Annotated in this window: 12 protein-coding genes; all 12 read right to left on the bottom strand. The window is 70.7% G+C overall.

Going from position 1 to position 12,521, the window contains the following annotated elements; genetic code table 11:
* Window positions 1-3: 3 nt before the first annotated feature.
* A complete protein-coding gene (aspA, locus tag ACGF5O_RS35210) occupies window positions 4-1,407 on the bottom strand; it encodes an aspartate ammonia-lyase (RefSeq protein WP_393813956.1) in 1,404 nt (467 codons plus the stop codon).
* 110 nt (window positions 1,408-1,517) lie between these two features.
* Entirely contained in the window at window positions 1,518-2,534 is a 1,017-nt protein-coding gene (locus ACGF5O_RS35205; RefSeq protein ID WP_393813955.1) for an asparaginase, read from the bottom strand.
* Window positions 2,535-2,577: 43 nt separating this feature from the next.
* Complete coding sequence (locus ACGF5O_RS35200) at window positions 2,578-4,017, bottom strand: amino acid permease (protein ID WP_393813954.1); 1,440 nt, start codon at window positions 4,015-4,017, stop codon at window positions 2,578-2,580.
* Window positions 4,014-4,691 carry a FadR/GntR family transcriptional regulator gene (locus ACGF5O_RS35195; RefSeq protein ID WP_393814179.1) on the bottom strand — a complete coding sequence of 226 codons (678 nt, stop codon included), beginning with the start codon at window positions 4,689-4,691 and terminating at the stop codon, window positions 4,014-4,016. The genes ACGF5O_RS35200 and ACGF5O_RS35195 overlap by 4 nt, the downstream gene beginning before the upstream one ends.
* Before the next feature lie 192 nt (window positions 4,692-4,883).
* A complete protein-coding gene (locus ACGF5O_RS35190) occupies window positions 4,884-5,720 on the bottom strand; it encodes an undecaprenyl-diphosphate phosphatase (protein WP_393813953.1) in 837 nt (278 codons plus the stop codon).
* A gap of 72 nt (window positions 5,721-5,792) precedes the next feature.
* Window positions 5,793-6,167: a fluoride efflux transporter CrcB gene (crcB, locus tag ACGF5O_RS35185; RefSeq protein ID WP_393813952.1), complete on the bottom strand. Its 375-nt coding sequence runs from the start codon at window positions 6,165-6,167 to the stop codon at window positions 5,793-5,795.
* Window positions 6,164-6,553: a DUF190 domain-containing protein gene (locus ACGF5O_RS35180; protein ID WP_393813951.1), complete on the bottom strand. Its 390-nt coding sequence runs from the start codon at window positions 6,551-6,553 to the stop codon at window positions 6,164-6,166. Before ACGF5O_RS35180 ends, crcB (ACGF5O_RS35185) begins: the two co-directional genes overlap by 4 nt.
* Complete coding sequence (crcB, locus tag ACGF5O_RS35175) at window positions 6,550-7,011, bottom strand: fluoride efflux transporter CrcB (protein ID WP_393813950.1); 462 nt, start codon at window positions 7,009-7,011, stop codon at window positions 6,550-6,552. Before crcB (ACGF5O_RS35175) ends, ACGF5O_RS35180 begins: the two co-directional genes overlap by 4 nt.
* Before the next feature lie 69 nt (window positions 7,012-7,080).
* Window positions 7,081-8,034, bottom strand: coding sequence for an SMP-30/gluconolactonase/LRE family protein (locus ACGF5O_RS35170; RefSeq protein WP_393813949.1), 954 nt, complete (start codon window positions 8,032-8,034; stop codon window positions 7,081-7,083).
* Window positions 8,035-8,063: 29 nt separating this feature from the next.
* Entirely contained in the window at window positions 8,064-8,351 is a 288-nt protein-coding gene (locus ACGF5O_RS35165; RefSeq protein WP_393813948.1) for an ArsR family transcriptional regulator, read from the bottom strand.
* 236 nt (window positions 8,352-8,587) lie between these two features.
* Window positions 8,588-10,147, bottom strand: coding sequence for an arabinogalactan endo-beta-1,4-galactanase (locus ACGF5O_RS35160; RefSeq protein WP_393814178.1), 1,560 nt, complete (start codon window positions 10,145-10,147; stop codon window positions 8,588-8,590).
* Window positions 10,148-10,332: 185 nt separating this feature from the next.
* A complete protein-coding gene (locus ACGF5O_RS35155) occupies window positions 10,333-12,354 on the bottom strand; it encodes a beta-galactosidase (RefSeq protein WP_393813947.1) in 2,022 nt (673 codons plus the stop codon).
* Window positions 12,355-12,521: the final 167 nt, after the last annotated feature.

Below are 12,521 nucleotides of genomic sequence, written 5' to 3'. Positions count from 1 at the left end.
AGGTCAGGCCAGGGGCGAGCCGCTGCCCGCGACGACCTCGGGGCGCAGCAGGTCGGCGAGCCGTTCGGCGGGCAACAGGCCCTTCTCCAGGACGAGTTCGGCGACCCCGCGGCCGGTGACGAGGGCCTCCTTGGCGATGTCGGTGGCCGCCGTGTACCCGATGTACGGGTTGAGAGCGGTGACCAGGCCGATGGAGTTCTCGACGGTGGCCCGCAGCACCTCGGTGTTGGCGGTGATGCCGTCGACGCACCGCTCGGCCAGCGTCAGGCAGGCGTTCCGCAGGTGCGTGATGCTCTCCGACAGGGAGTGCAGGATGATCGGCTCGAAGGCGTTCAGCTGAAGCTGCCCGGCCTCGGCGGCCATCGTGATGGCGACGTCGTTGCCGATGACCTCGAAGGCGACCTGGTTGACGACCTCGGGGATCACCGGGTTGACCTTGCCGGGCATGATCGACGAACCGGCCTGCACGGGCGGCAGGTTGATCTCGCCGAGCCCCGCACGCGGCCCGGACGACAGCAGCCGCAGGTCGTTGCAGCTCTTGCTCAGCTTGACCGCGATCCGCTTGAGCACGCCGGACATCTGGACGAAGGCACCGCAGTCCTGGGTCGCCTCCACCAGGTTGGCGGCGGTGACCAGAGGCAGCCCGGTGATCTCGGCGAGGTGCCGCCGCGCCGACTCGGCGTACCCGGCGGGCGCGTTGAGCCCGGTCCCGATCGCCGTGGCGCCGAGGTTGATCTCGTGGATCAGCTCGACGGCCTCGGCGAGCCGGCTGCGGTCCTCGTCGAGCATCACGGCGAAGGTGGAGAACTCCTGCCCGAGCGTCATGGGCACCGCGTCCTGCAACTGCGTACGGCCCATCTTCAGCACGTCACGGAACTCGACGGCCTTGCGCCCGAAGGAGTCCTGCAGCACGGCCATCGCCCTGAGCAGCCCGCGCACCGCGAACACGGTCGCGACCTTGACGGCGGTCGGGTAGACGTCGTTGGTCGACTGACCGAGGTTGACGTCCTCGTTGGGGTGCAGGTGCCGGTACTCCCCCTTGCGGTGCCCCAGCAACTCCAGCGCGCGGTTGGCGACGACCTCGTTGGCGTTCATGTTCGTCGACGTCCCGGCACCGCCCTGGATGACGTCGACCACGAACTGGTCGTGCAGCTTCCCGGCCCGTATCTCCCGGCAGGCGGCCACGATGGCGGCGGCCTTCTCCGGCGCCAGCAACCCCAGTTCCTCGTTGGCGAGGGCCGCGGCCTCCTTCACGGCGGCGAGGGCGTCGATCAGATGCGGGTAGGCGGAGATCGCCGTCCCGGTGATCGGGAAGTTCTCGGTCGCCCGCAGGGTGTGCACACCCCAGTAGGCATCGGCGGGCACATCACGATCGCCGAGCAGATCGTGTTCACTACGAGTGGTCATGGGTCCCGTTTCAAAAGAGTGAGGGTGAGGCGCCCCCTCAGGGGCGCGGGGAACTGCGCGACCAGCCACAACCGGCCCGCAGCCGCCGAACAACAAGCCCACGCGGAGGACTAGGCGCAGGCCTTGACCGAAACCGGCTCCAGCGAGCGGACGGGCCGCACACGCCCGACCTCCCGCCCCCCACCGAGCAGCGCCTCCCCGGCAAACTCAGTGAGCAGCGACGGATCAACCCCGGCCCGCGCCAACGCCGCCGCGGCCACCGGCACCCGCGCCCGGTTCGCCCCGTCCGCGATCTTCACGGCCACGGCCCGCCCGTCCGGCAGCGCAGCCACCTCGACGCCCTCGAAGCCGTCCTTGGCCAGCAGCCCCGGCACGGCCGCCATCAGCGCGGCCACGTCGCGCCCCGCGCCGGACGCCATCTCGGCGTGCTCCCGCATCGCGTCGGCGACCCGCGCCTCGGGCGTACCCGGTGCGGCGGTGACGATCCGCGACACCGCCCGCGCCAGCCCGTGCAGGGAGACGGAGAACAGCGGCGCACCGCAGCCGTCCACGGTCGTACGGGCGATGCGCTGCCCGGTCAGGTCCTCGACGATCTCGGCGACGGCCTGCTGGAGCGGGTGCGCCGGCTCCAGGTACTCCTCCAGCGACCAGCCGTTCAGCTTCGAGGTCCACAGCATCGCCGCGTGCTTGCCGGAGCAGTTCTGGGCGAGCCGCGACGGCCCCCGGCCCTCGCGGATCCAGGTGTCCCGCACGGCGGGGTCGTACGGCATGTCGGGCACGTTGCGCAGGTCGGCCTCGGTCAGTCCGGCGAGGCCGAGGATGCGCCGGGTCCCGGCGAGGTGCCGTTCCTCGCCGGAGTGGCTGGCGGCGGCCAGCGAGAGCAGGTCGCCGTCGAGGGGCAGCCCGGCCCGCAGCATGGCGACGGCCTGGACGGGCTTGAGGGCCGAGCGCGGGTAGAACGCGGCCTCGATGTCGCCGAGCTGGAACTGGACCCGGCCGTCGGCATCGAGGACGACGACGGAGCCGTAGTGGATGCCCTCGACGACCCCGCCGCGGATGAGGTGGGCGACGGGGGCGTGGAGGGGTTCACGGACGATGGGTGGGTCCGCGGGGGAACTGCTGTACATCACTGCCTGGTCTCGGGTGAGGTGGGAGGAACCGGTGCGCGGTTCACGCGTCGGTTCCGGTGGACGGGCGCGGGAGGCGGCGGCGGATGGCGTACCAGCCGGCGACCAGCGCGCCGACGATCAGCGGCAGGCACAGCACGGTGGTGCGTCCGGCGCCGCCGTCGGCGTACATGAGGACCAGGACGGAGGCGAGGAACGCCAGCGTCACGATCTCGGTCCAGGGTGAGCCCGGCAGTCGGTAGCCGGGGCGGGTGAGTTCGCCGTTCTGGGTCTTCCGCCAGAACAGCAGGTGGCAGAGCATGATCATGCCCCAGGTGGCGAGGATGCCGATGGCCGCGAAGTTGAGGACGATCTCGAACGCGTCGGCGGGGACGACGAAGTTGAGGCCCACGCCGAGGACACAGATACCGCTGGTGAGCAGAATTCCGCCGTACGGGACCTGGGTTCGGCTCATCTTCGCGGTGAACTTCGGGGCGGAGCCGTTGACGGCCATGGAGCGCAGGATGCGGCCGGTGGAGTAGAGGCCGGAGTTGAGCGAGGACATCGCCGCGGTGAGGACGACGAGGTTCATCACGCCGCCGGCCGCCGGGACGCCGATGTTCGAGAGCACGGTGACGAAGGGGCTCTGGCCCGCCGTGTACTTGTTCCAGGGCAGCAGCATCGAGAGCAGGACGACCGAGCCGACGTAGAACAGGCCCACGCGCCACATGATCGAGTTGATCGCCTTGGGCATGATCTTCTCGGGGTTCTCGGTCTCGCCCGCGGCGACGCCGACCAGTTCGACCGAGGCGTAGGCGAAGACGACGCCCTGGATGATCAGCAGCATGGGCAGCAGGCCGTTGGGGAAGATGCCGCCGTTGTCGGTGATCAGGGACGGGCCGGGGGTCGCGCCGTCGACCGGGTGCTGGGTGACCAGCAGGAAGATGCCGATGACCATGAAGATGACCAGGGCGCTGACCTTGACGATCGCGAACCAGAACTCCAGTTCGCCGAAGATCTTCACCGAGATCAGGTTCACGGTCAGGACGACCGCCAGGGCTATGAGCGCGATCACCCACTGCGGGATGTCGGAGAACATGCCCCAGTAGTGGGTGTAGGTGGCGACCGCGGTGATGTCGGCGATGCCGGTGGTGGCCCAGTTCAGGAAGTACATCCAGCCCGCGGTATAGGCGCCCTTCTCGCCCATGAACTCCCGGGCGTACGAGACGAAGGCGCCGGAGGACGGGCGGTACAGGACGAGTTCGCCGAGGGCGCGCACGACGAGGAACGCGAAGACTCCGCAGACCGCGTAGGCGACGAAGAGGGAGGGGCCGGCGTCGGCGAGGCGGCCGCCGGCGCCGAGGAAGAGGCCGGTGCCGATGGCGCCGCCGATGGCGATCATGTTGACGTGCCGGTGCTTCAGCGACTTGCTGTAGCCGTGGTCCCCGGCGTCGACGTGACGGGACGAGGGGCGCGTCTCGTCTTTGAGGTGCTGTTCGCTCACGCCTCGGTTCCGCCTTCCTGGTGCTGGTCCGTGCGCGCGGGGCGCACGATGTGGGTGAGGGTGGTCTCGACGCGGTCGAGGTGGTGGCTCATGGCGTCCACGGCGTCGGGTTCGGAACCGTCGACCAGGGCCTCGACGATGGCCCGGTGCTCCCGGTTGGACTGCTCCCGGCGGCCCCCCAGCTCGTTGAGGAAGGCCGACTGACGCGCCAGTGCGTCCCGGATCTCCTCGATGACCCGGCGGAAGACCGGGTTCTGGGCGGCCTCGGCCACGGCGAGGTGGAAGAGGGTGTCCATCGCGACCCACGCGGTGGTGTCCGTCTCCCGCTCCATGCGGTCGAGGAGGTGGGCCAGGTGGTCCAGGTTCTCCGGGGTGCGGCGCAGCGCCGCGTAGCCGGCGACCGGGATCTCGATGTGCCGGCGCACTTCCAGCAGGTCGCTGGCCGCGTAGTCGCCGAAGGTGGGGTCCTCGACGGCGCTCGCGACGACGAAGGTGCCCTTGCCGGTCTTGGAGACGGTCAGACCCATCGTCTGCAGGGCCCGCAGGGCCTCGCGCAGGACGGGCCTGCTGATCTCCAGGGTGCGGCAGAGCTCCGCCTCGGAGGGGAGCTTGTCGCCCACGGCGTACTCGCCGCGCTCGATGGCGGCACGCAGGTGCGCCAGTACCGCCTCCATGGCGCTCACGCGCCGCGGGGGCTGTCCGGCTGTCGGGCTGTCTGACAGGTTCACGGGTGAGATGTTCCGGGTTGCGGGACGAGGCTGTCAAGGTGTCGCGAAAGGAAACATTCACGGGGTGCGACGCCTGAATGCAGGCATCACACCCCGTGGTGGAGCGGTGACCGGTGGGCGCGGAGCGGCCCGGGCCGGTCAGGCGTTGATGGTTCCGGCGGCGAGGAGGCCGAAGAGAGCCAGGCCGATGACGATGCGGTAGATCACGAACGCGTTGAAGGAGTGCTTCGCCACGAACTTCAGCAGCCAGGCGATGGAGCCGTAGGCGACCACGAAGGAGACGATCGTGCCGACCGCCAGCGGGGCGGCGCCGACGCCCGCACCGAGCGCGTCCTTGAGCTCGTAGATGCCGGCGCCGGTCAGGGCCGGGATGCCGAGGAAGAACGAGAGGCGGGTGGCCGCGACCCGGTCCAGGTCCAGGATGAGCGCGGTGGACATGGTGGCGCCGGAGCGGGAGAAGCCGGGGAAGAGCAGGGCGAGGATCTGCGAGCAGCCGACCAGCATCGCGTCCTTGAAGGAGGTGTCGTCCTCACCGCGCTTGTGGCGGCCCATCTGGTCCGCGCACCACATCACGACGGAGCCCGCGATCAGCGAGCCGCCGACCACCCAGAGGGAGCCGAGCGGTCCGTCGATCAGCGGCTTCGCCGCGAGGCCCACCAGGACGATCGGGATGGTCGAGTAGATGACCCACCAGGCGAACTTGTAGTCGTGGTGGTAGCGCTCGTTCTTGTTGGTCAGCCCCCGGCCCCAGGCGGAGACGATCCGCTTGATGTCCTTGAAGAAGTACACCAGCACGGCGGCGATGGCGCCGACCTGGATGACGGCGGAGAACCCGACGACGGACTGGTCGTCGACGGGGATGTTCATGAGCCCCTCGGTGATCTTGAGGTGACCGGTGGAGGACACGGGAAGGAACTCGGTCACCCCCTCGACTACCCCGAGGACGGCGGCCTGACCGACGGAGATGGCGCTCATGGGATCCAGTTCTGCAGAGTTTGGTCGACAGTGCTGTAGACAGTCTTACAGCGCGCGGGTGTGAAGCAAGTCCTAGGACCAGACGGTCTGGGCGATCGCCACCCCGGCGAAGGCCGCCCCGAGCCCCACCACGAGGCTCGCTACGACGTTGGCGGCAGCGTAGAGCCCGGCGCCGGTCTCGGTCAGCCGGAGGGTCTCGTAGGAGAACGTCGAGTACGTCGTCAGCGCCCCGCAGAGCCCGGTGCCGAGGAGCAGCTGGAGGTGCGGGCCCGCCGCGCCCGCCGTCGCCGCACCGGTCAGCAGGCCCAGGATCAGGCAGCCGGTGACGTTCACCACGAAGGTGCCCCAGGGGAAGACGGAGTCGTGCCTGGCCTGGACGGCGCGGTCGGTGAGGTAGCGGAGCGGGGCACCGACCATGGCACCGAGGACCACCAACAGCCAGTTCACAACGACTTCTTACCCTTCGCGTCCGTTTTGTCCGTGTCGTCCGGGTCGATCGTGCGGCCCACATACCTGATGACCTCACAGTCGTCCAAGGTCACCAGCCCCTCGGTCACCAGTTCGTCGAGCTGGGGCAGGAACGCCCGGACCCGCTCCTCGGTGTCCACCACGACGACCGCCACCGGCAGGTCCTCGCTCAGCGACAGCAGCCGGGAGGTGTGGATGCGGGAGGAGGCGCCGAAGCCCTCGATGCCACGGAAGACGCTGGCGCCCGCGAGACCGGCCGCGTGGGCGCGGTGCACGATCTCCGTGTAGAGGGGCCTGTGGTGCCAGATGTCGTCCTCGCCGATGTAGACGGTCAGGCGCAGGGCGCGGCCGGTCAGTCTCGTCATCGCTGCCTCCGGGTGAGGACACGGCGGGTCACGGCCGCCGCGCACCACACCGCCGCGAGGGCCGCGCACAGGGTCGCGAAGAGGTAGGCAAGGCCGGTGCCGGGGCGGCCGTGGTCGACCAGCTTCTGGATGTCGACCGCGTACGTCGAGAAGGTGGTGAAGCCGCCGAGGACGCCGGTGCCGAAGAAGGGGCGCACCAGGCGGTGGGCCGGGAGTCCCTCGGTGATCAGGACCAGGAACGCGCCGATCACCGCGCAGCCGATCACGTTCGTCCAGAAGGTCGCCCAGGGGAATCCCCCGGCCGCCGTGGGCAGGGCGAGGGCGAGGGCGTAGCGGGCCACGGCGCCGAGCGCGCCGCCGACGGCGACCACCGCGACGACCGGTGCCTGGGCACGCCACTCGGGCCGTCGCCGGGGACTCGGCTGGACGCGGAGGCTCTCGGCTTCCGGGGCTGTCATGGTCGTACGTCTCCTGTTCGGCACCGCCCCTGGCGGGTGCCTCAGGGTACCGCCGGGCGTACCCGGCGGTCACTTCGCGGTGGGGGCCGCGCAGACCGCGACGCCGGGCTCCCGGACGCTGCCGAGGACGAGGTGGCGGCCGGTGCGGCAGACGCTGGTGACCATGCGGAAGCCGGAGTTGCGGCGGGCCAGGTGGTGGACGACCCGGCCGTGGTCGTCCAGCGCCACCACGGCGATGGTCCCGACGGGACGGTAGGGGGCGTGCACGGCGGCCCGGGCGGCCGCCCGGCGGACGGCGAGGGGGCTGTGGTGGAAGGCGTCGAGCGGGGGGTTGCGCGGGCCGGCGAGGGCGACCCAGACGAGGTCGCCGTCGCGCCAGATGTTGTCGGGCATGCCGGGCAGCTCGGCGAAGAACTCGGCGCGGCCGGCCCGCGGGCCGGTGAGCCAGTAGCGGGTGAGGCGGTACCCGCCGGTCTCGGCGACGATCAGGAAGGTGCCGTCGCCGCTCACGGTCAGCCCGTTGGCGAACTGGAAGCCCTCCCAGGCCACTTCGGCGGTGCGCGCGCCCGGCGCGAGACGCAGCAGGCGGCCGGTGCCGCTGTGCTCGACGATGTCGCCGATCCACTGGCCGAGCGGGAACCGGCGGCTGGAGGCGGTGAAGTAGACCGTGCCGTCGGGCAGGGCGACCACGTTGCTCGCGAACCGCAGCGGCTCCCCCTCGGCCGTGTCGGCGAGGACGTGCACGGCGCCGTCGGCGAGGCCGACGCGCAGCAGGCCGCGCTCCGCGTCGCAGACCAGCAGGTCGCCGTCCGGAAGGAGGTCGAGGCCGAGCGGACGGCCGCCGGTCCGGGCCAGCGTCCTGACCCGGGCGGTGTCCGGGTCACCGAGCCCGTCCAGGCGCAGGATGCGGCCGTCCTCGACACCGGTCAGGATCCGGCCCTCGGGATCCGTGACCACGTCCTCCGGGCCGCGGCCGCCGATGGCGACGTAGTGGAGGGGGACGAGGCGCGTGGGTCGGTCCATGAGTCCCATGGTGGCAGGGGTAACCGCTCTCACCAGCCCTTCTCGAACATCCGGGCCACTTCGGCGATCCGGATCTCGTCGCGCCGGTAGTGCATGCGGTGCCGGATGCGCTTGGTGCGGAGCAGGCCGAGGCGGACCAGCAGGTCCAGATGGGCGCCCGCGACCCTGCGGGAGATCCCGAGCCTGGCGGCGACGGCCCGGGCGGTGACGCCGTCCTCGACCGGGTCGGCGTGGCGCCGGGGCGGGAAGTGGGCCGCCGGATCCTTGAGCAGGTCCAGAATCTCCAGGCGGCTCGCGCTGGTGGCGTTCCTCGGCATGCGACCGGCCTCCGTCCCTGCCTCCTCGCAGTGTGTGTTCCCACTGTCCCGCAGCCGAAGCCCCGTTGTGAGGGGGTCGGGCCGCGATGTCCGAGATCGAACGGCCGTACGAGATCGGCCGGTCGGGGACTTGCCCGGAGAGCAGGCCCGGGTCCGGGCGGAGTTTCGGGACCGGTCCGGGAAAAGGCGGAGGGGCCCGACCGTCCCCTTACGGCCGGGCCCCCGTCAGAGGTGGTTCAGCGGTGGCTGAACCACGCCATGGAGGACAGCGCCTTGTCGTCGTAGCCGAACAGGGCCTGGTTCTCCCAGCCGTTGCCTGAGGTGGCGTCGGTCGGGTCCCAGCCGTTGCCGGTCACGGCGGTCCAGGTCGCCTCCCAGTAGAAGACGCCGAGCCCGCGGCCGTTCGGGACGGCCTCGACGATGTTCGCGACGGCGTTCATCCAGGCCAGCTGGCCCGCGGCGGTCGCCGGGTAGCCGGTGACCAGTTCGCCGCTGGTGTCGATCTGGTTCTCCAGCGAGTCGTCCTGGGCCAGGGTGAACGGGTAGGCGGTCTCGGCGACGAACACCGGCTTGGCGTAGCGCGAGGCCACGTCGTCCAGGGTGGTCTGGGCGGCGGCCAGCGAGCCGTGCCAGTAGCCGTAATACGACAGCCCGATCACGTCGTAGTTGATGCCGTAGGTCTTGGCGTTGTCGAACCACCAGCGGACCGTGGCGTCGTCGCCCGCGTTGGCCAGGTGCAGGGCGACCTGGGTGGCGGAGGAGACCGCCTTGGCCGCGCTGTAGCCGGAGTTGATGAGCCCGTCGAGCTGGGACCAGTTGTCGGTGGAGCCCTCGGACCAGAGCATGCCACCGTTGATCTCGTTGCCGATCTGGACCATGTCGGCGGTGGTGCCCTGGGCCTTCAGCGCGTTCAGGACGTCGTACGTGTGGTTGTACACGTCGGTCTTCAGCTGGCTGTAGGAGTGGCCGGACCAGGCGGCGGGCTTGGTCTGCTTGCCCGGGTCGGCCCAGCTGTCCGAGTAGTGGAAGTCGACCAGCAGCTTCATGCCGGCGGCCTTGATCCGCTTGGCCATCGCCAGCACGTGCGCCTTGTCGTTGTAGCCGTCGGCCGGGTTGACCCAGACCTTCAGCCGCGCGTAGTTCATGCCGGCGTTCTTGAGGATGGTGACCGCGTCCCCGGTGGTGCCGGAACTGGTCTTGTAGACGCCGCCCTTGGCCTCGCTCTTGGCCAGCGACGAGATGTCGGCGCCCTTGATCGACAGGCCCGTCGAGCCGGAGGCGAACGTCACGTCGTCGACGTTGATCCAGTTGCCCGCGTTGGCGTCGGAGTAGACGCTGATCGTGCACTGGTTGTTGGTGACCGCGACCGAGGTGACGATCCGCACCCAGCTGCTGGTGGAGACGGGCAGGTCGGTCCGCTGCTCCGAACTCCCGCAGTTCTTCAGGGACATGTACGCGGAGTTCTGCCCGCCGCTGGAGCGGGTCCAGGCGGTGAGCGTGTAGTTCCCGTTGGTGAGACCCGACAGGTACTGGTAGGTCTCCACCTTGTAGGCGGAGGCCGAGTAGTGGCTCAGGCGGTAACTGCCGCTGTGGCCGCCGGACTCGGTGTACGAGGCGCCCGTGTCGCCGTACTCCGACCAGCCGGTGGGCGTGGCCACGCCCGCTCCGTCCGATTCGAAGCCGCCGTTGGTGAGCGTGCTCGCCGCCTGGGCGGTCTGGGCGGGGAGGGCGGTGAGGGCGAGCCCGGCCAGGAGCGGCAGCAGCAGGGCTCTGAGGGTGCGTCTGGGATGGAACATCATCGTCCGTCGTCCCTTCGACGTGACTGGGGGTGGGGATGCCCTCCGGTGCGACCGGACTCCGGCAGGAGCGGGGTCCGGCGGCCGGAGGAGCGCCCCTCCGCCCGCGGCTCTCGTGGCACTCGCGGACGGAGGGGAGTCTCGGCGGGCGCGGGCCGGCGGCTCGCCCGGCCCGGCGCGCGGGCTCAGCCGTCGAGCCGTACGACCCGGACGGTGCCCGCGGGGACCGCGAGCCGGCCCGCGGCGCGTTCGCCCGTCAGCAGTTCGGTGCCGTGGGCCTCCAGGGGCACCTTGGCGTCGGTGGCGGTGTGGTTGATCGCGAACAGGAACGTGCCGGACTCGCCGGTGCGGCGGACCACCTCGACGTCCCGGGGCAGTTCGGCGCGGGGCGCGATCCGGGCGTCCTCGGCGGCCCAGCCGAGCAGCGCGTCGAGGCCGTGCGCGTCCAGGCGCGTGGACACGTACCAGGCGGTGCCCTCCCCCAGCTGGTGCCGGGTGACGGCGGGCCGGCCGGCGGTGAGGCCGTCGGCGTAGCTCCAGACGGTCTCGGCGGCGCCCGGGACGACGAACTCGGTCCACACGTCGCCGGTCAGCTCGGAGCCGTCCGGGCCGGTCAGCCGCACCCGCTGTTCCTTCAGGAGGGGGGAGAACTCCTCGACCGTGAGGCCGAGGGTCTCGCGCAGCGGGCCCGGGTAGGCGCCCTCGTGCACCGCGTCGTGCTCGTCGACGATCCCGGAGAAGTACGAGACGACGAGCGTGCCACCGTTCTCGACGTACTCGCGGAGGTTGTTCCCGGCCGCCTCCGTCATCAGGTAGAGGGCCGGTACGACGACAAGGGGATAGGCCGACAAGTCGCTTTCGGGGTGGGCGAAGTCGACGGTGAGATGGCGGTCGTAGAGGGCCTCGTAGAAGGCGTCGGCGCGTTCGCGCGGGTCGTGGTCCTCGCTGGGGCGCCACTGGAGGTTCTGCGCCCACCAGGACTGCCAGTCCCACAGGACGGCGACGTCGGCCCGGGTGCGGGTGCCCCGGATCAGGCTCAACGAGTCGAGGGAGGCGCCGAGTTCGACGACCTCGCGCCAGACGCGGGTCTCGGTGCCGCCGTGCGGGAGCATCGCGGAGTGGAACTTCTCGGCGCCGCGCCGGGACTGCCGCCACTGGAAGAACATGGCGCCGTCGGAGCCACGGGCCACGTGCGCCAGGGAGTTGCGGGCCATCTGGCCGGGCGCCTTGGCCGGATTCCGCGGCTGCCAGTTGACACCCGAGGTGGAGTGTTCGAGGAGCAGCCAGGGGGCGCCGGCGGCGACCGAGCGGGTGAGGTCGGCGGCCATGGCGAGGTTGACGTGGGTGCGGCGGCCGTCGGTGATCAGGTAGTGGTCGTTGGTGACCAGGTCGACCTCGCGGCCCCAGGCCCAGTAGTCGATGGAGTCGCACTGGCTGAGCGCGGTCATGAAGTTGGTGGTCACCGGGACACCGGGCGAGAGGCGGTGCAGGATGTCCCGCTCGGCGCGGAAGTTCTCCCGGATGGTGGCGTCGGCGAACCGCTTGTAGTCGAGGGCCTGGCCGGGATTGACCACGGTCGGGGTGGCGCGCGGCGGGTTGATCTGCGCCAGGTCGGTGTAGTGCTGGCCCCAGAAGGCCGTGCCCCAGGCCTCGTTGACCGCCTCGACCGTGCCGTGGGCGGCGGCGAGCCAGCGGCGGAAGTGGGCGGCGCAGGAGTCGCAGTAGCAGGCCGAGACGGGGACGCCGTACTCGTTGTGGACGTGCCACAGCGCGAGCGCCGGGTGGTCGCCGTAGCGCTCGGCGAGGCGGGTCGTGATGTTCGCGGCGGCGGCGCGGTAGTCGGCGTTGGAGTGGCAGATGGCGCCGCGCGAGCCGAACTCGTAGCGCACGCCGTCCGCGGTGACCGGCAGGGCCTCGGGGTGGGCGCGGTAGAACCAGGCGGGCGGTGCCACGGTGGGGGTGCCGAGGTCGACGCGGATGCCGTTCTCGTGCAGCAGGTCGAGGACCCGGTCGAGCCAGCCGAAGTCGTACTCCCCCGGGGCCGGCTCCAGCAGGGCCCAGGAGAAGATCCCGACGCTCACCATCGTGACCCCGGCCTCGCGCATCAGCCGGACGTCGTCCTGCCAGACGCTTTCCGGCCACTGCTCGGGGTTGTAGTCACCGCCGAAGGCGAGCCTGGTCAGGCCCCTGGGGGTGGTGTCCGGCATGGAATCTCTCCCGTTTAATCGATCATTTGGGAACGTTCACACACAACGATCGTGGCGTGAGCCCAACATAACCGCACAGCAACAACCATTGACAAGTGTCCGGGATGTTTCTCTACTGTGAACGCTCACAGAGCATGACACGGACTCGCGACGGGCGATGGTCCGGG

The sequence above is a fragment of the Streptomyces sp. NPDC048291 genome (assembly GCF_043201715.1).
Taxonomy (GTDB): domain Bacteria; phylum Actinomycetota; class Actinomycetes; order Streptomycetales; family Streptomycetaceae; genus Streptomyces.
This window is presented reverse-complemented; position numbering and strand designations above follow the sequence as displayed.